This is a genomic window from Pseudomonas sp. UBA7500 (assembly GCF_002478435.1).
GTDB classification, from domain to species: domain Bacteria; phylum Pseudomonadota; class Gammaproteobacteria; order Pseudomonadales; family Pseudomonadaceae; genus Aquipseudomonas; species Aquipseudomonas palmensis.
Window position 1 is genome coordinate 422,723 of sequence record NZ_DLNW01000044.1, and the last position, 18,412, is coordinate 441,134.

The following is an 18,412-nucleotide window of genomic DNA, read 5'->3' on the forward strand; positions in this document are numbered from 1 at the left end:
TTTTCGCGCTGTCGCCCACGCCGATCAGGCAACAAATGGACTGTCCCATCAGCTTCCATTCGAGATGCTTGATGCCCCTGAAATTTTTTACAGTCAACTGCGCAACGCGCATCCATCACCCGGGAAGTGGCCAATTGCGATCAAGGGTAGCTGAGCTCGAACATAACTCAATTTTTTGCCTTGTTGTTTTCAGAGTCGTATCGGCACTCCGCAGCCAAGGCGAGTGGATAGATCGAGTCTCGTCGGACTCCGCGAAGACCGCCTAGGGACGGCGCAATCAAGCATCACTCAACCAGCGGCACAATCCTCTGCAAAGTCCCAGGACTTGCAAGCCTCGGAGAGCCCTCAATCTCATACACGCAGTGCTCAATCACGCGAACCCCTTGCGCCTGCAGGTTCCTGACGAAGGCAGCCCCAGTCCTTTCCCCACCAGCACCGCCTTGAGCGGAGGTAAACACCAGTACCGGAGGGAGCTCGACCCCCAGTGCTTCATTCGGGCTCAATGCGAATCCTGCATCCCATGAGTCCCCCGCGAACTCGTCCGCTTTGATCATCCGATACGTCTGTGACTGAGACACGAAAAGCTCATTCGACTTGACGTTCACAATGCGAATCAGGACGTCATCTTTACGTCGAAGACCACGTGGTGAGAGCCGAATTATGTCGCCCTTTTTAGGCACCTTCGTATCTGCTGGAACTGAGCTGTATCGCCGATTGAGCAACTGGTTAAGATCAGGGCAATCACAGATCACCGCGATGCGCTGAACGTCCTCTGCATCGATCCGTGCCTCGATCTCGGATAGGTTCCGAAGGCATTGCTGGATCGGCAAAGCACCTTGCTGGCGAATGCGGACATCCACGGTGGGGAAGTAGCGAGACATCTGGTCAACAGCTGCATTGGCCGGCAGGGTGGCATCGACCAGTGCAACCAAATTCACCACATTCTCCAGCTCTGCCAGCAGCTGAAAAATCTCGAACAAGGGCAACTGATTGAACTGATGCACGACGATAGCCTGCGCATGAGCGCCATCTGTAATTTGGTAGAACGGGACAGGGGCATGACCTAACTCATTTTCATAGGCCGCGCACCTGGCCTTCGCGATCGTCACCGAGGTCGGAACGGTATACGTCAAGAGCTCCGAAACCGCACAGTACTGCTGGGTGAATTCGACGGCTGCTTTGACATCGTCATATCGAACGAGCAGCACACGTGAATTCAGTGCCAAGGTCACTTCGTCGAGCATGTCGAAAGCGAACGTGTCCGGCGTGAACGCGCTCAAGCGGCTGAAGGCGTGTTCAATCTCACGCTCGCTATAGACCGGGTGAAAGGGCGTGCAGATCCTGGTCAGATGATGGCGTACCGCGCTCTGCAGGATATGGTTCGACTGGAGCTGAACGCGGCCTTCCGTCGCCACAACCCAGCCGTGGCCCTCACACTCGCGAATCGCCTCAAGCACATCGTCCGAGCCAGCGATGACGCTGTCGACTAAACCGCCACCGCCATCTGCCTCAGCCACATCTGCCACACACCCATAAACAGAAGCGACCTCAACAAGGGTGTTCCCCGCCGTTGAATGGGCTTCCAGATGCCTTAGCAGTGCCCAAGCCTTCCTCAATCCAGGCGTCTGATCGAAGCCTGGATGATCCAGTACTGAGTCGTCATTGGTCTCAAGAAACGGCAGTGCCAGTGGGGGATGAATAAGGAGGAAGCAGGCGTTTACTGGCAGACAAATCACCATCTGCTCCGCACTGGCTTGATCGAATCCCTGAATCATGAGTCCAGACACCGATTCCTGGAAGTCCATGTACTCCTGCCATGCGAACTGCAACTGGGCCGTCTGAGCATCGTCAAGATGCTTCCCAAGAATGAACCGACTCTCATGGTCAAGCAGCTGCCGCACACTGCGCTGCTCCAGCAAAGCAGCTTGTTCCAAAACGCTCGCGAGTCCGGAGGGGGGTGAGTATTGAGGGAGCGCTTTCTGTGTACTAACGAAGCCCGCCAGTGCCCTGCATTCGTCATATTCCACGCAAAGAGCGGGGTACAGGTGGGTAATGACCAGCCCCCTCCCGCGCTTGGTGATGGACGCGCGATAGGTCATGCCTGGGAATAAGTGTTTCGACCCTAGCTCCGGATCCAGCCGCGCCTTGAAGGATGTCCCGGTGGTCAGCGATAGGAGATGGAATCGCCGCTCGCCACCCAGCGTGAGAGTGAATTTCCGGACGAAGTAGTACTTTGCCATTGGCCTGATGCACCGTTGGGTAGAAAGACAGGGAAATGAAGCTGGACGGAATCTGCTGTAGAGCCGCAAAGCGTGGCCTGCCAAGGGCCCAGTCAGAACGTGAGGATCTTTCCTGACCGAATGATCTCTTCCCGGAAAGCCGCACGCTGCAAACCACGCTCGGCATCTCGCAGCTGGGTTCTGAGCAGCTGGATCTCGGTTCGTAAGCTGGCCAGCGATTTGTCGTACTGCGAATGGGCCTTGGTGGAGGGTTGAGATCGCACATGCTCCAGCAGCAGCTCAGCAATCTGGGGCAGCTCGTGCCCGCCGCGCCCTTCATAGAAGACTTGCCTGGTAAGCCCCACCGTCCCAGCCAGCCATGCAAGGTTTATCTTGCCGGCCCGCATCGGCACGCTCTTACCTGACTCGATGATCTCCAGGGCTACCTGGCGCAGCCTCTTCGCCGACTCCAGTTCCGGTGTCATGGCGCGTAGCACCTCATGCGGCGAACCGCCTCCAGAAGCACCTCCAGAAGCACTCCGGGCTGACCTAGCCCCAACTCCCAACCCAGCTTCAGCCTCAGCCTCAGCACTGGAGATACGATCATTGAGTTCGCGCACGGGCATTCTTCCATTCGACATAGGGGGCAATGAGTGTTGAGTCGGCGATCGGTTTCGGGATGCCGCTGACATCTGAGAGGTCGGTCAGGGTGTCGTTTATGATCCGAATGGCCCGCTTGTGATCGAGGATCCTGTCGACCAACTGGCAGGTCACTTCATACTCGCGCTGGTACTCAGGTACTCTGCTGGCCTTGGTAGTAGCGTCCTGAGACCGGGCAGCCTGCACGGGGCGTTTCGACAAATCGTCCACGATGTTGCGAAGCTTGACGTTCTCCTCTTCCAGCTGTGAATTCCGGATCATGACCGGATGTAGTGGATCTATGTCCGTGCTGTATGGGGTGGGTGGGGTACTTCCATCGCCAAGGAGCCCTGGGTAAGCGTCGAGGCACTTCCTGTATGACTTTCCGCGCTTTAAGAGCAGGCTGCGGTCGACGCCGCAGATACGAGCGACTTCATCAGCCAGCTGACTGATGTTTTTGAAGGGCTCAGCCTGTTGTTGAAGCACCTGCAAAGCGGCATGGATTCGAGCGATCGTTGCCTTGAGTTGTGCTGCACCTCTTCGCTCTTGAGGCGTTGGGGTAGACAGAGCATTGGTGGGTTTTCTTTTCATGTTCAGTTCTGCGCAGTCCCACGAGCTCGTCTGGCCAATTCACCTACCTTGGACACACGAGCTCGCCTGGTCATCTCAACTCGCCCCTGCCATCGAGGCTTGATGATTGAGGAGGAGGGCAGAGGGCTTGCTCAGCGCATACGCGGAGATTTCCTCGAATGAAAGGCCTGTACCGCCCATGATCGACAAGATCTGCCCAATGTAGATTTCCCTTTCCTCGAACGGTTGGTTGGCAACCTGGAGGAATTCCGGATTACGTGCCAACTCATCAAGAATCAGGGGGTAATGTTCTGATGCGAAAGCTGGAAACTGGGAGGCGTCTATCAGCATCGAAATTACGCGCTGTTTGGGATCTGCCATATCAACACTATGACGAACAGCGTTCGCAAGGTCGCGATGACGAGCGATGTACCCGTTCGGAAATTTTTCTTCTCGCCAATTTTTCTCCAAGATCTGGATGACTTGGCGATAACCAGCTAGCTCCAGGGTGCAAAGCGAAAGTTCGTCGTAAATTATCTCTGTGCTGGACGATTTTGGTTGGTGTTTAAGGGTTTGCTGAAGTTTTGGTCTGAGTTGCTCCACACGACAGGCAAGATCACGGACTTTTGCATTCAGGGCAGGTAGATGATCGATCCCGAATACTGCGTAAGGGCAAATACCACAGGTGCGAGCCTTTCGCGTGAAAGTCATCAGCTTTTTCGGGCAGTCACCATCAAGAGCACAAATGCAACAGTCTAAGAACTTTACGCGCTGAGTTTTAGTGCTGGCAATCAAGTCCAGGCCTGTCTCGTCGGCGTCCAAGATATCAGGGATTACGGAGACGAGATGCTGGTCGCGCACGGTCTCTTTGCGGTTCTGTTCCCAGCCTTTAACCAGCGCCGAATTAGGCGATGATGGGCTGGGAGGGCTTCCGGTCAGAGCTGCAAACGCATGCTCGGAGACCGCTCTGTTGGCGGAATCAATCAAGGCCAGAGCTTCTTGATGAGTCGGCACTACATAATGCGCGCTTGTATACTTCTGAGCATGACCGACTTGCCCGCCGATAATGGCGTAATCAAGGCTCGCATAGATACGGCGATGGGTAATCCATGTGGCCCGCAGAGCATGTGGGGTATGTACTGCCGACCAATCTCCAGCGGCAGTGTGTTCCACGAACTCATGACGACGCTCTGGAGGTACGAATTCGTTGTATATCTCCTGAAATCCGCGAAGAACCAATGTCCATTTTAGGGTGTAAGAAGTGTCAGAAAACGGAGCGCCGTTATTGAGCCAAGGGCTACGGAAAAGAGGGTAGATCTTGCTGTATTTTTTAGTGCTCTTAGGGTCATTTTGATAATGCACGCCTGTGTATTTTTTTCCGTACTCCCTGGTTTGGAAATGGCGTTCCTGGAGCAGCACATCCATGACTTTATAAGGGAGTGTGATGGGGCGGCTTTTTCCGCTTTTGTCCGTATTGACATAGAGGATGCAGCTGCTCAGGCTTCCCCTCATAGAGTGGTCGTAATATTTATCAAAGCTGCGGATATCCAACCATTGGCAATTTTGCAGGCGCAGCCCTGAGAAGAGAGCCGTTGTGAGCATCCTCACCTGTGACAGCCATGGAACGTAAATGTCGCTGCTAGATGATTTGTATTTTTCACTTTTCCACGAGTAAGCATTGATGATTTTTTTGAGCGGTACCTCAAATTCCTGCGAGGTGTCATTCGGGTTCCACAACTTGATGGAATAAGAGATTCCGTATTTTTCGAGGTCGATCCAGCTGCTGTTTTTTAGATCCAAAGTGTCTTGGAAGCTATAGATACCTCTGAGGCATTTGTTTTGAAGCTCGACCCCGATAGCGTCGAGTGCGAGCATATAGGCTTCCACCATCAACATTGAGTCGATGGGGAGGGGGATTTTGTCACTTTTACCTGCCGAGCCACTTCCTGTGGAGTCCAAATCTGGATGGATCGGATTTTTATAGAGGCTACTGACTAGAGGTTCACCATTAGGCATTACTACGTTGCCGTTCGCTATCGCGACTTCGAAATATCGCCATATCGAAAAAATGAACCTGGCTTTGGTTTTGATGCTGCGCTTCAGGTCGTAAAACTGCATCAGTGTAAGCGGCAAATCGATTTTTGAATTGTCCTTTGGATTGCTCAGGTTGCTATTTTTGGACGTACGATGCCAAAAAATGGAGCGGTGAAAATTCTCAATGTTGGTCGGGATCTCGATGCCGCTGTTGGGGTGTTTGCTGAGCCAAGCAGGCAGATACCTACCTAGGTAATCCATCAGAATATGTATGTATCCAACTTCTTGCTTTCTGCTGTTAATGCTTATGAGTTCTTCAATGTGTTCAAGGTGCAGCTCGCCAGCCTTAATCCAACAGGATAAGTTCTTTTCAATGTCTAGGTTGTCCTGGGTATTGTAGTAGCCATTCACCCAGTCATAGTTATAAATAGTTGGTCGGCGACGACCAGGCAAAAGAGCATACTCCTCGGGGGGGAGTAAGTCTTGTGCCTCCTTTTTGGTTTCCTCGGCTCGCGTCTTTTTTTCTTCGGTTCGTTGTTTGTCCTTGTGTTTTCGGCCATCTATTCCCGAGGCGTAGCGGGCTCTTCTGGATTGGAGATTCTCATTTTTTGAGTAATTGTTACCCATCGAGCCCCAGTGTTTGACGAACTGCGCATAAGATTTTCTGTTCTCGGTGCTCGAAATTTCGAACGTGGTGGCACTTAGGTGAGCATGATAGCCTTCAAGAAGCCGGGCTTGATCCGGGCTTACAATTTTTGGATGCTCTCTGGCAAATAGATGAAGCCATGTTAGGTAGGAAAAATCAGTGCATTTGCTACCCTTCTTAGACTTACTTTTTATTTCACGTTGCTTGTCGACTACTACAGGCGCTGCTTCCCACAACTCTTCAAATACAATGTCTTCGGGCCGCTGCCAGTTGACTCGGTATTGAAAATTTCGAGTGCAGCGATGCAGATTCGATGTCTTGACTCCCGCGAGCTTGTGGATAAAGCCCTGCGATCTATCAATCAGCTCCGGATACTTAGCCCATACGCCACTGATGTTGAAGTCATGAGGGAGTGTGGCATTCCCCTTAGTCCACAAGAGAACAAACATTGTCCGAATGGGGATGCGAATGCCGCTAACATCTTTAGGATGCGGGGCAGCCTCGCCAGTGAGTGCCGTATACAAAGGTAGGGCAAGATCGAGCTGTTTGTCGGGAACCAGGCAGAGATTGTAGAGTGTCGTGAGCTCCGGGTAGGTCAATGCACGACCCTTGCGAATCCTCAGGAAGATGGATAACGCCAGCCGGTGCCTGGCTTGCCTATCCGTCAGGAGCTCAGGATTGGCTTTCCCAGACACGCTCTCGGCATCCATGGCTTTCTGAGCCAGTTCTTGCAAGATGGCCGCAGCATTTTGTAGGACATCATTGCCGTGCAGGGTAAGGCTGTCGGTGGTGTTGATCACGCTTCTGGGCCCCGCTCAAGCAGTTCTTCGCTCAAACGCCCGTAGGCCAGGCCACGGTAGTGGTCAATGCTTTCGCCCTTGCCTTGGTGGTACACGAGCTCGTTGGCAGCATCGACGTCCACAAGGGTGTTGATGCCCAGATCTGCGGCATAGATCTCGGTACTCCGGAGATCTGCGTGCCCCATCAGCAACTGAATTTCAGGTAGGTCGAGGCCCGGCTTGGGTCGGCCTGGCACCATGACGTAGTTGCGCGCCCACACGCCGAAGAGGTGCCGGAAGTCGTGGGACGAGTAGTTTCCTTGGGGAGCGACGAACTTCAGTTTCTTCTGGGTGGCTTGAATGCGGCGGTTGATCGCCTTGTTGACGGTGTTCGAATTGAGCTCGCAGAGAGGTGCACCGTAGGTGTCTTCATCAAGCGATAGCAGTAGCAATGGGCTGTCGGAGCAGGGGCGCACAGCCATGTAATCAGCCAGCTTCTGCCAGAAAATGGATTTGAACGGCTCGAACATCGTCACGACCGCAGTCTTGCGACCTTTGAACCCAAAGCTTTCCTTGTTCGTCGTGTCACGCAGGCCATAAGGGTCTTCTACGCGAATGATCCTCTTGTGAACATCAACGTCCTCCAGGCGAACCCCAACCGCCTCGGAGAGCCTCAGGCTGCCAAGCCCCAAGCTCCAGATCAAACCGTCCAATGGCGTTGGGGCGTTCTCAAGCATGGGTAGGATATGTGGGAGGCCAATGTGTTTGGCCTTCCAATCTTTCTTGACCTTAGGGGCGCGCAGGCCGCCTCGGGCTACCTTTGCGCCGGCACCAAGGGTGGGTTTGACCTGCAGCGTGTTGGCATGGATTTGAGCTAATTCCTGAGGGCTGCGCAGCCTGGGGTTGAGTTCCGGCAGTGCATTGGTTTGAGCCTGGGGAGGCAGGCCGGTCAGCACGGAGGTCAGTTCTGCCTGCTCGAACGAGATCGCGCTGCAGACGTTCAGCATGCGATTGGCGCCTGCGATGTACTGCCCGGCAGACTTGGGGGAGATCTTTTTGCGGCCCGTTCGGATGAATGCCTGGCGGACGATCGGGTCTTTGGCCTGCGCACCGTCGATGAGATATGACGGGAAAAGGTGCATGGTTTTCGATGCAGTCGCAGGGTCGAGTCGGCCAGAGAGGGCGCCGGTTTCGTAGAGGAACTCGGTGAAGACCCGCCCACCTCTCTCCATCGCAATTGCCGCGTTGCGCGAGCAACTGGTGCCAATCTCGCCCCAAAGGTGCTCGGTGAACTCATTGTAGAAATCCAATGGTGCACCTGTAGCTGTCTCGTAGAGCCTGGGTGGTTCGCACTTGATTCGCGTTAGGCTGTGCATCGCCTCGATGCTGTTTCCGGCGGTTGGCTGCTTTTTCGGGGCCTTGGGGGGGGGATTCGAGCCCTGGCCAACCAAGGCAATCTTCGATTTACGCATATATTGACAACACTCTTGAATCGTGATGTAATCTAGGAAGCAGCATGGTATTTACTGTAAAGTACAATTTGAAATGACAAAAAGTTCTTATTTTTAGGATTTTTATGTCTTTGTTTGTATTTTTATCGCGTTATTGTGCTAATCAGCACGGCCTTGAATCCCTCCCTTGCTCCCGCAAAGCCGCGTAATTAAGGTCTCACAGCCTCCCTTCGCCCCGGTAACCCGCCAAACCCATGTCGTTGAGCGACCTGTGCGCTCTCGGCATCATTTTCATGACTTTTTGTCCGCTTTCGCGATCTGCCAGGGGTGAATCAGCTGCAGCCAACCCGACGAACAGCCTTATCGGGGGGTGATGTCACGATGGTCGGCTTCAGCGTTTTGCGGTAATTTGTACTGGCATGAAGCCATATCCACCGCAGGACGCGCCTTCCCGGCAAGGGCTTTTAATCCCTGGTCGCTTCCGTTCCTGCGCACTTATTTCGTGACAGGAACGACCATGTCAGGCGGCGAAACCGAAAAAATTGCGAGGCTCGCGGAGCTCGTTTCCAGCGAGATCTTCAGCTTCTTCCGCTGGAAGAAAGAGGGGCCGGCGAACCTCAACTTCGGCTGTGTGAAGAAGGAAACACACGCGCCCTTGAAGAAGTCTGAGCACACGCATCCCACTGACGTGGTGTTCAAGTACGCAGACCCTTATCTGAACAAAGCCGTCTACCTTCATACCGATTTGAAGAGCTACGCGGTGGGCTCAATCACGCTGGACTCGATCAAGAAGGCCTTGAAATCCCTGGGCAAGACCATCGACTGTGCGCGTGCCTCGACGGAGTGGCAGACGCGCTACCACTTGGCCAAGCGTGAGAGGTATGAGGTTCGTGGGATGCTGTTCGTGTACAACCACGACGACGAGTACGACAAGAATTTCTACGATCACTTCAAGGACTACAAGGGCGAGAACCTGCACATCAAGGATTCTCAGCAGATTCATATCGTCGAGCCTTCACTGATCAATTACCTGAAGACGCTGCAGGTCGATGTGAATGCCCTCAGGGCGGCAGGGACATTTCCGAAGGACAACTACACCTTCTATTACCCTGATCTCGTTTTGCACAAGGCCAGTGGCGAGTACTGGGAGCGTGCAGCCACTGCTGAGCTCATCGCTTCGCCGTACATGATCATCCACCACAAGGAGGTGATCTCGTACTGCGAAAAGGCCATGAAGCTGACTGAAACGTATAGTGAAGGCTACCTGATCTACTATCGCCGCGATGGCAGTAGTGAGATCGAATTCCGGTACCTCTTTGACGCCCTGTCCAGGTTCCAGATCCTCAACGCCAACAAAGACTTGAAGATCCGGATCCGGGTTGCCAATCGCTACCATCACAGCAGCATCCTCAGCAATTTCAACGCTGCCATTAACAGCTACGTCACTGAGTGGGGCGAAGACGAGAATCGCAAGCGGAAACTGCAGGCGATCGAACTGGACATCGTGAATCACGCAATTCCGAACTATAGGCCCGAAGCGATCGGCTGGGAGCGAGACTGACATGAGAATGGGTAGCCTGTACTTCGCGTCCGACAAAGCGATCTATGATGCGCTCACGCAGCGAAGTCTGACGAGTGCTGAGCTCCGGAAGGTCTTCCTGTCCAGGGGGATCGTGATCTCCAACGAGTCAGACAAAAAATTCTTGGCCAATCGGTTCAGTGCCCTGTTCCATGACTACTACGACTATCGGAACCTGTCGCTCCTGGTAGGTGGCCGTGACAGTCGTGAGAAGACCACGAATGTGGTCGTTACCACGGCGGTTACAAAAGATCAGCTGACCGATGCGCTTACCTCCGTCAAGGAATGGCTTGTGGATAGCCAGCACGAGCAGGCTGAAGTAGCCATCCATGGTGATCAGCTCAAGCTCACCGTCAAATACCAGAAGCTTGATCTGAGCCAGGCGGAGTTCCGCCAGGTCGTCGAGAAGACGGCGGAGGTCATCCTTGAGAAGCAGGGCAGCGGCTGGAAAATCACCGGCCCCATGAACGAGAAATTCAAGGACATTACCGATCAGTTGTATTCCCAGATCGAGATTGTCACTGAAAAAGATGTGTCGACCCGCACCATCTCCCTGGAGGCAATCCCGGACGCCGGCATCAGGACAAATTTCCTTCGTAGCTTGATCCGCAACCTCAAGGACATGGAGGTGGTCGATGTTGTCGACGTCTCCACATTCAACCCTAAAGATCGCGATGATGATGACCTGGATCTCAGTGATGAGGCGTTGGTGATCGAGGATGCAGTTGAGTTTGACTCAGGCGATGAGGACGAGGAAGGGGATGGTGGCGATCCGGAAGTCGAGCTGGCCAGGCCGCAGCCAGAAGCCAGAGTTCACAAGATTATCCGCATCGAGAAGGCATCGCTGAAGGGCAAGGGTGTATTGGAGTCCAAGCAGCTCATGGAGCTGGAGGGTCACGGCTTCTACATGTGGAAGATTCGATGGACAGCCCGCGAAAAGCCCTTAGGTTCAGAGATCGTTCAGTTCGAGGCTCAATTTGGCAATCAGGCCAAGTACTGCGATTTTTCCTATATCGTCAAAGGTGTCTACAACTACAACAACGGAAAATACGCCAAGAACCCCGTACGCGCTGAGCCGGTGCTTGAGCAGAAGCTCAAGATCCGCTTGGAGGAAGCGGCGCAGAAGACCCTGGACGACATCGAAAGGAGCTTGATGGCATGAAGTCAAAGCGGCTGAAACTCTGGGTTCTGACCGCTCGTATTGACTTTCAGACCCTTGTTCATGGCCTTCGGCAGCAGCCGTTCAACGACGAGAATCGGCTCGGCGTCGAGATTCTTGAAATCCTGGATGGCAAGGCCACTTTTCGGTATCACGAGCAGCGGGATATCACGCAGTCGTTCACGAACCCTCTTGGTGAGACGGTTGAGTCGAGTTACTCGACGTTCATCAGCTTTGACATGGTGTTCGAATCGCTGGGGTCGGATCGTTTTTCGATCTGCATGAGTTCGCCGCCCAAGGATCTGAAGCCGTTCGTTGAGCTTATCCGGGCCGCAGCCGGGACAACATTCGCCCTGGAGATCGTGAAGCCAGATATTTCGTCGGTCTATCAGCAGTTGAAGGCCGACAAGCGCCTCACGAGGGTCATGGCCAAGCGCATCGTATCCGGCGCGGTCACCTTTGATATCGAAAGCAGCTACCGGGTGGATATCGCCTCGACCGGTAATGCGATGACGAAATTGCTGGAGATCACAGGTGGGCGCCCGGCGCCGATCGACAAGATCAAAATCGTCTACACGTACGACTCAACGCCTGTGCAGATCGAGTTGTCGCGATCGGGGTCGGTTGCGATTTCTCTGGATGATGATGAACACCTGCAACTGCTGACGAGCCTGTTGATCCGCTAACCAGGCGGGGAGCGATTAGGGGAGGGTAGGGCTGGCTCGCCCTGGAAACCTTCCTTGATCGCGTACCTAACTGCATCTGAGGAGGATGGTAGTACCTTCGCGATCACGTAGGGCTTTACAGCCGTGTCCCGCATTCAGTTGATTCTGAGTACGTCTCACCTCGTTGGGGCTGTAAACCAATTTTTTGACCTGTAAACCTTCTCAGTTAACGCATCAAAAAAATGGTTAACAAGCTTTGAGGTGTCGGCTTCCTAGTCACATGTCCACATGCATGCCGCGCCAGGTGCATGACGTCCGCTCAAGCTTTTTGTTCTGATGGCCGGAGGCCACTGGTAGGATTGCCAGTACTCATCAAACATGGAGTTAGAGCAGTGGCCGAGAGCGAAAACAGGTGGTGGATCTGGGGTGCCTGGTTGACGATTGGGGTTGGTGTGGTCGGCTTCGGGATCGTGCTGTTTACGCTCTATGGCATCAACCTCGGGCCGATTTCACATAAGCACGCAGCTTGGTCAAGCTTCGGGTCGTTGTTGAGTGGTTTCTTCATGGTGGCCTCTACGGGAGCTACTGTGGCCACGCTTCTCTTCCTAGCTCATCAGAACAAGCAGATCCAGAAGACAAATGCTGAGCAGCAAAGGGTAACTAACGCGCAGCTTGCGGCGGTGATTTTTGAGCAATACGTCAATCACCGGCGCTTCTTCATGGAACGATTGAGTGAGCTGCAATCGAAGTTCGGCAACAGATTCGTGTTCGAGAACGGCGACGCCTTATATACTAAGGTTTTCCCTAAAAATGGCCCAACCAAACTAGAGCTTCAGGCTGAGGTTGTTAAAGAGTCATCTTCCAGAAATTACCTAGGTGATTTGCATCGTATTTTTTCCTTGCTGAAAGATTATGCCGATAACGTAGATATCGAAAAGGAGGATGGGCGGTGGCTTGTGTGTATGTTGATCGAGCTTAGCGAGGCGCTAGGTCTTCGTATGATAGATGACGTTGCGGTGGGTGATGTAGTATATAAAGGTAAAAGAACGGCAGTGAATATTTATGGGGCTGACGAGTTTGTTTCGGTTGCCACTGCTATTTACGATTCATTTATGTTCTTTACGGGGAATGAAAAAGCTGAGATGTCAGATGTTCCGATGGGGCGATCGGCTACTGACTCTTTAATGAAATATTCTCTGAAGGGTAAGCAGTACCCAGATACTATTAAAGTTTTGAAGCCTTTGCCCGGCTTGGAAACGTTGGAGCGAATTTATTTTGAACTCTGTGAAATTAGTACCGATCATTCTGATTGCTTGAAGCCCATTTACGCTCGGTTCTTAGAGGTGTTTAGAAGTAAAGCTGGCGTGCAAGAACTAAGGAGTGGAGTGTTTTTTGCAGAATTACTTGAGGTGGGTCGTAGCTGCACAGCTGACGCGTTGGCAAGATCAAAGAAAGGTGACGATGACTATGATAAGCTCAAAGAGTTCAACGATGACTTTGAGCTGTTGATCAGTATAAATTGACTAGTTGTGAGTGGGTGTAAAAATAGGCCCGCTCTTCTGGTTTCTTAATGTGCCATGGCGCTGTCGCACAAAGGATTTTTGTTGAAAAACAGATGAATATATCAGGTGGCGCTGGTTGTGGGTAGTGTGTAAAGGTCTTGTAGATTTATATTTTGATTGGGTTTAATGTTTCTGGCTATGCATAATTCGCGAGCCTTCATACTCATGATGCTCGACTATCTTGGTTATTAGAATTCGGAGCTCACGTGCCTAACATCCAAGGTGATATTGAGAATCGGCCAAAAGAACTGTGGACGCTGCCCAACTACAATCATTTGCCTGATGAGTCTTTTCAGATTGATTTGGCCAGCGCTGCTGGGAAATTTCTGGCTAATGATATCTTTGACTTGGACGGAGTTCAGCCTCTTGAAGCGGTTATTTTCGACCTGTCGAAGCGATTCTTCGAAGGAGCACCAGTTGTCGGTGTAAATCCATCGAAAGAGGCCATTGAGTATTATAGAGAGCGTGGTGACACATTCCAGATGGTCAATGTGGTCGTCTGCTGTCACTCATTCGAAAGACGTGATGGTAAGCTATTCGCACTGCCTTACCATGTTTCCCTACGTCCGGCTATGAAAAATGGTTCGCCACAGACAGTGGGTATTGACTGGATCGAAAATTTTGATTTAGAGAAGGTTTTGGACGGCAAGCCACATTACATGGGGTTTAATCCATTCTCGGATGCTTTTGGTCTTTACGCTGTTGGGGCAGTTCCTGTCAGCGAAGCCATATGCTCAGATGTTATCGGCTTTGTTTACAATGCCTATTTTGTTGCCTCCAAACATGTTCCGAGAAATGCAACAGATCCTGGTCTGTGTACTGAGTTGCTGGGCGAGACCAAAGGGGTTCTTGGAGACTACCAAAAGTACAGGTGCAAGAACTATTTCAAGAAGTTTACTGATTCAAAACCCTTTAAGATTTGGGGGTGTGATTCCCCCATTGAGCTTTTCCTTTTGCAGGCCATGAGCCAAATTGGTTTGCATCCCAAAATCCAGATGCATATTTATCCCGATGGATCGATTTTCCCATCTTTGCAGTCGATGTGGGAGGGTGGTGTTCGCACGAAGAAACTGGCGCAGACAATCACTGAAGCAGATTTCTTCTTTGAAAAAGAGGGGGTCGCAGTATTTTGTGATTCCAAAGCTCATCACACAACTCCTGCCCAGGTAGCAAAAGACAAAGCCGTAGACGAAAAACTGGCAGCGGTTGGGATACGCTCATACAGGGTGGCAGGTACGGACATCGTAGACTCGCCATTCCGCTGCGCTGCGCTGCTCAAAGAGTTCTTGACTGCGTGATTCTCTGAGGCTGGGCTGCCCACCACAACACCCGTCATGCGGCGGGTGTTTGAGAGAGAACTGCTATACCCACTCGGCGGGCTGGACTGGCCTTCACCTACCATCAAGGCTATAGCAGCCCATCGGCTTGCCCGTAGGTTGGAGTCTACCTCCTGCGACATCACGCTACAGGTATTGCAGCGCGAGCAGACGTAACCGCTCACGCCGCATGTACGTGTTGAAGAAATATTCGCTGTTGAACTCGATGGCCTTCGAGCAAACGATCGTCGAGGTGCGAGTGGGGTTATGTATTTCTGCAACGACGAGATCGATTGAGTCATCCCCTACAGACGATTCCCCCAGTCGATGGTTATTGAAGTAGAAGCGCAGACTTGTGCCCTTGGTGTCTTTCTTGCGCACCACTTTACGATACTGCCCGACCTCGAATCCGACTGAGTTCTCAGTGATCTGCTCGGCAAGATAGTTATCCACCTTCAATCCGTACATGTCCTGAGCTTCCGTCATGTAGGCAAAGCCGAATGGCAGGTTATACAGGTTGATCGCTTTGTACTGATGCCCCTGGTTAGCGCCGAAGTCTTTTAGCATGGCCTCCACCAGACCATCGCTATATGCAATACCTGTGGCCGTTTCCAAGATCTTGATCACCAAGTGAATATGGTTGATCAGGGCTTCTCGGATTTCGTCGTTGCCCACCTTGTTGGTGCGGCGAGTTTTACTGTCAAAGCGTTCCGGATTGTGGAATGGACAGCTTTCATAGGCTTGTGGATCGTGGTCGGCTAAACCAGGAATAGAGCGTCCTGCATGCTTGGCATAGAGAATCTTGGCATCGGTCTTCGCGACATGACGATTTACCAAGAGAACTGGATTTACGCAGGCTGGGCAGAGAGCGTACGACTTAACCTCTTGCCCATTGTTCCACACATAGGGCTTGGTGCGGCTCGTTTTCTTATTGTAATTACTCTCAGTTAGCGCAATTGGCACCCTCGGTTTTTCCAAAATGCTAAAAACGTTCAAGTTCTTCCCTTATTTAGAACCTAAAGATTGATTGCCAGCTGGCCTTCTCTGTGACCAGCACCCTACCCCGGCGCCGAAGGGGTGGGCTAGAGCCTTGAGCACATTCAGCTAGTTTTCTGTGGTGGGCGAGCGATCCCACAGAAAACCGACCGTCGAGCGACTCATCCCAAGCTGCCTGGCAGTTTCAGCTTTGGTCAGCCCAGCATTTTTGCTCTCAAGCACTTGCTGGAGCTTCACAGGATCGGCTGGGCGCGCGGCGGGGCGCTTAACAATCTCTTTACCGGTCAACTGTGCTGCGATATCGCTCGGGCTGATCTTCGCTTCCAGCGCCTTCAGCTGGTCTGCTGCTTCTGTCAGCACGGTCGAGGTGGGCACGTTGTCTCGTGTTGCAATGACAAGAGAGAGCAAAGCAACCGGGCTCAGGTTGAGGGCGGCGGCGAGCTCTGTGAACTTGTCGAGGGTGGGGGAGCTGACCGCGTTCTCGATCTTTGCGGCATAGGTGCGCGAGATGGCATGGCCCAGACCTTCCTGGGTCAGACCCAAGCTCCCTCGGACTGTCCGTATAACTGCTGCAAGCGCCGGCCTTATCAACGCAGATCCCCTTAAAACTGAGGATGTAGCCACGGCGCGGTGTACAGTTACACAGCATATAGTGTATAAAACCGATCATGCGCGTCGCTGTGGATGCCTTGTGGCGTCCACGTCATGGATGCTTGTGAGAGGTGTCATTAGCCTGGCACCCCTCCAAGCCTGTGCTTCCTTGGAAGACAGCGTGGGAGCGGCGTTCAATAAACCGTTAAATCGTCAGTTGCTTATGCTATGTCGTTGCAAACCCTATGGAGGGTGAAGGTTTGAAAGTCAGGATCTACTCAGACCTGCACCGTGAATTTCACCCTTGGAATCCCCCCGATTGTTCAGGCGTTGACCTGGTGATATTGGCTGGAGACGTCGACAAAAAGACTCGCGGTGTCCAGTGGGCCAATGAGTCGTTCGAATGCAAGGTCGCCTACGTCATGGGTAATCACGAGCTGTACGGCGGTCATCTCGATCGCACGCTGCAGAAGATGCGGGATGCCGCTGCGGCGCACGTGCATGTTCTGGAAAACCAGATCTTGGAGTTGGCTGGCGTCAGGGTGCTTGGCACGATGAGCTGGACAGATTTCACGAGCACTGGCGACCAGGTTGCCGCTAGCAACATGGCGAGAGAGTGGATGACAGATTTCAAACAGATCAGGACAGATAGTAACTACCGTCGCATCCGTCCAGATGATCTGGTCAGCCGAAATCAGCTGGCCAAGGCGTGGCTGACTGAGCAATTGAATCAACCCTATGAGGGCAAGACGGTTGTCGTGACCCATCATTGCCCGTCCTCGGTTGTGGCCGGAACTCAAAATGAAGGGCATCTCAATGCCGCTTATACCAACGAGTGGGCAAGCCTGATCGAGAAAAGTGACATATGGGTATTCGGCCACACTCACCATGCTGTCGATGTAACACTTGCCGGCTGCCGATTGATTTCAAATCCGCGAGGCTATCCAAATGAGCCTACGGGTTTCGATCCGTTTTTTGAGATTGAGATCTAATGTCGAGTTCAGTGTTGAAGTATGAGTTCAGGGGCACAGAAGGTGGCTCGGCTCCTAATCAAACGGTTCCCACCGAGGTTGTACAGGCGCGAAATCTGGATTGGGGTGTGACTGTAGATGCCTACTTGGTCGGGGCGGCCAGGGTAGGAGATCGCTTTGCGGCAAGTGTTTTTCACGATTTGTCGGGTGTTAGTGAAAATGCCATGACTGTAGTAACTCCCCCTCTGCAGGAGGTTGAGCGCAGGTGCGGATTCAAATTGATGCGAAGTGTAAGTGGTGCGGACTACTTTGTTATTGCCAGTGAACTGAGTGGCTGAATGCCTTAAGTGCAAGCTATATGTGCATGCTTGAGTTCGACAAGCGCTGTTGGCATTTTAGCAACTGCAAATGATCAGTTTTGAGAGTGCTTCCTTTCCTGCCAAAAAAGCGGTGGGGTAGGTGGCCTGTGTTCAAGTGAATTAAGGACGTTCCATGTCTGACCTCAAGAAAATTAAAGTAGTAGTGAAGAACTATGATGTGCAGGGCTCGGGTGACCTGGATGCACTGTATGGCCGGGTTAGGCTTGAGGATGAACAAGGTCAGACGTTTTACTTCAAGCAGGTAGTAATGCCGAAATACTTGAGGCAACATGGCGCGATGGCAATGAATGTACCACGCACATGGTTTTACAAGCATGTTTCCAAGAAATCAATTGTGGTTATCGCATTCGAGAATGCTAGCGGAAAGGTTGAATATGACCTTAGTGATCTGCAGTTGATCGCCAGGTCAACAGTTGTGAAAGGTATTTTAATGACGATTGCGGCGATCCCAATGGGCGTTATCGCTGCGACGGCGACTTATGGGTTGGGGCTGATACTCATTCCTATGGGATTCTGGTATGGATATCGGAATACGTTCAAGCTGCCAGCGATGCTTAGCCGGAAAAGAATTCTCCGTGACTTTTCTGACTATGGCATTGTAGTTCGCTAGTTTCTTTGGCTGCTGACATCGCGACTCGGTAATGCTCGTCCAGGTATTGTGAGTGGGTGTTCGTACCATCGTCGCCTGCCGCACTTTCGGCCTCGGCATTTCTTCTCGAAGGGAATCTTGAGTGGCAGCGCACAAGGAACGCCCGGTTTGCTCGGGCGTTCCTGTTTTGGCGCTTAGGCTTTGCCGCTAAGCAGTCTTGTAAATTCCGCGCGAAGCACGGGATGGCGGCCTCAGGTTCCAAGTGC

Annotated in this window: 14 protein-coding genes; 7 read left to right on the top strand and 7 right to left on the bottom strand. The window is 52.4% G+C overall.

All coding sequences use genetic code 11. The features are described from left to right. Positions 1 to 284 precede the first annotated feature (284 nt). The 5 genes from B4I46_RS19025 to B4I46_RS19045 form a co-directional block, all read right to left on the bottom strand. A complete protein-coding gene (locus tag B4I46_RS19025) occupies positions 285 to 2,240 on the bottom strand; it encodes a hypothetical protein (protein ID WP_286901333.1) in 1,956 nt (651 codons plus the stop codon). 92 nt (positions 2,241 to 2,332) lie between these two features. Then, a complete protein-coding gene (locus tag B4I46_RS19030; RefSeq protein WP_286901334.1) occupies positions 2,333 to 2,704 on the bottom strand; it encodes a hypothetical protein in 372 nt (123 codons plus the stop codon). A 118-nt stretch (positions 2,705 to 2,822) separates the two neighbouring features. Next, positions 2,823 to 3,449: a hypothetical protein gene (locus tag B4I46_RS19035; RefSeq protein ID WP_286901335.1), complete on the bottom strand. Its 627-nt coding sequence runs from the start codon at positions 3,447 to 3,449 to the stop codon at positions 2,823 to 2,825. Positions 3,450 to 3,524: 75 nt separating this feature from the next. After that, complete coding sequence (locus B4I46_RS19040) at positions 3,525 to 6,908, bottom strand: site-specific integrase (RefSeq protein ID WP_286901336.1); 3,384 nt, start codon at positions 6,906 to 6,908, stop codon at positions 3,525 to 3,527. Next, the gene (locus B4I46_RS19045; RefSeq protein ID WP_286901337.1) at positions 6,905 to 8,359 is read right to left on the bottom strand and encodes a site-specific integrase; all 1,455 of its coding nucleotides are present in this window, start codon (positions 8,357 to 8,359) and stop codon (positions 6,905 to 6,907) included. The genes B4I46_RS19040 and B4I46_RS19045 overlap by 4 nt, the downstream gene beginning before the upstream one ends. 496 nt (positions 8,360 to 8,855) lie before the next feature. On the opposite strand from B4I46_RS19045, the gene B4I46_RS19050 reads away from it, so the two are divergent. The 5 genes from B4I46_RS19050 to B4I46_RS19070 all read left to right on the top strand — a co-directional run bounded on the left by B4I46_RS19050 (position 8,856) and on the right by B4I46_RS19070 (position 14,601). After that, positions 8,856 to 9,899, top strand: coding sequence for a hypothetical protein (locus B4I46_RS19050; RefSeq protein ID WP_286901339.1), 1,044 nt, complete (start codon positions 8,856 to 8,858; stop codon positions 9,897 to 9,899). A gap of 7 nt (positions 9,900 to 9,906) precedes the next feature. After that, positions 9,907 to 11,079, top strand: a complete 1,173-nt coding sequence (locus tag B4I46_RS19055) for a hypothetical protein (protein ID WP_286901341.1) — start codon at positions 9,907 to 9,909, stop codon at positions 11,077 to 11,079. Further along, a complete protein-coding gene (locus B4I46_RS19060; RefSeq protein ID WP_286901342.1) occupies positions 11,076 to 11,762 on the top strand; it encodes a hypothetical protein in 687 nt (228 codons plus the stop codon). The genes B4I46_RS19055 and B4I46_RS19060 overlap by 4 nt, the downstream gene beginning before the upstream one ends. Before the next feature lie 371 nt (positions 11,763 to 12,133). After that, positions 12,134 to 13,264, top strand: a complete 1,131-nt coding sequence (locus tag B4I46_RS19065) for a hypothetical protein (protein WP_286901343.1) — start codon at positions 12,134 to 12,136, stop codon at positions 13,262 to 13,264. A gap of 245 nt (positions 13,265 to 13,509) precedes the next feature. Next, complete coding sequence (locus B4I46_RS19070) at positions 13,510 to 14,601, top strand: hypothetical protein (RefSeq protein ID WP_286901345.1); 1,092 nt, start codon at positions 13,510 to 13,512, stop codon at positions 14,599 to 14,601. Positions 14,602 to 14,766: 165 nt separating this feature from the next. On the opposite strand, the gene B4I46_RS19075 is transcribed toward B4I46_RS19070, so the two are convergent. Then, positions 14,767 to 15,615, bottom strand: coding sequence for a hypothetical protein (locus tag B4I46_RS19075; protein WP_285417094.1), 849 nt, complete (start codon positions 15,613 to 15,615; stop codon positions 14,767 to 14,769). Between the two features lie 108 nt (positions 15,616 to 15,723). Further along, positions 15,724 to 16,179 (bottom strand): helix-turn-helix domain-containing protein, encoded by a 456-nt coding sequence (locus B4I46_RS19080; protein ID WP_313718061.1) that lies wholly within the window; start codon positions 16,177 to 16,179, stop codon positions 15,724 to 15,726. Positions 16,180 to 16,466: 287 nt separating this feature from the next. On the opposite strand from B4I46_RS19080, the gene B4I46_RS19085 reads away from it, so the two are divergent. Both B4I46_RS19085 and B4I46_RS19095 read left to right on the top strand, forming a co-directional pair. Then, positions 16,467 to 17,198, top strand: coding sequence for a metallophosphoesterase family protein (locus tag B4I46_RS19085; RefSeq protein ID WP_104911774.1), 732 nt, complete (start codon positions 16,467 to 16,469; stop codon positions 17,196 to 17,198). A 471-nt stretch (positions 17,199 to 17,669) separates the two neighbouring features. After that, on the top strand, positions 17,670 to 18,167 hold the full coding sequence (locus B4I46_RS19095) for a hypothetical protein (RefSeq protein ID WP_286901350.1): 498 nt from the start codon (positions 17,670 to 17,672) through the stop codon (positions 18,165 to 18,167). The last annotated feature ends 245 nt before the right edge of the window (positions 18,168 to 18,412 follow it).

What these genes read in the sequence shown, in the direction of transcription:
- B4I46_RS19030 (WP_286901334.1), bottom strand. Translation starts at nt 2,704, where the DNA reads ATGACACCGGAACTGGAGTCGGCGAAGAGGCTGCGCCAGGTAGCCCTG.
- B4I46_RS19050 (WP_286901339.1), top strand. Translation starts at nt 8,856, where the DNA reads ATGTCAGGCGGCGAAACCGAAAAAATTGCGAGGCTCGCGGAGCTCGTT.
- B4I46_RS19055 (WP_286901341.1), top strand. Translation starts at nt 9,907, where the DNA reads ATGGGTAGCCTGTACTTCGCGTCCGACAAAGCGATCTATGATGCGCTC.
- B4I46_RS19045 (WP_286901337.1), bottom strand. Translation starts at nt 8,359, where the DNA reads ATGCGTAAATCGAAGATTGCCTTGGTTGGCCAGGGCTCGAATCCCCCC.
- B4I46_RS19095 (WP_286901350.1), top strand. Translation starts at nt 17,670, where the DNA reads ATGTCTGACCTCAAGAAAATTAAAGTAGTAGTGAAGAACTATGATGTG.
- B4I46_RS19025 (WP_286901333.1), bottom strand. Translation starts at nt 2,240, where the DNA reads ATGGCAAAGTACTACTTCGTCCGGAAATTCACTCTCACGCTGGGTGGC.
- B4I46_RS19060 (WP_286901342.1), top strand. Translation starts at nt 11,076, where the DNA reads ATGAAGTCAAAGCGGCTGAAACTCTGGGTTCTGACCGCTCGTATTGAC.
- B4I46_RS19035 (WP_286901335.1), bottom strand. Translation starts at nt 3,449, where the DNA reads ATGAAAAGAAAACCCACCAATGCTCTGTCTACCCCAACGCCTCAAGAG.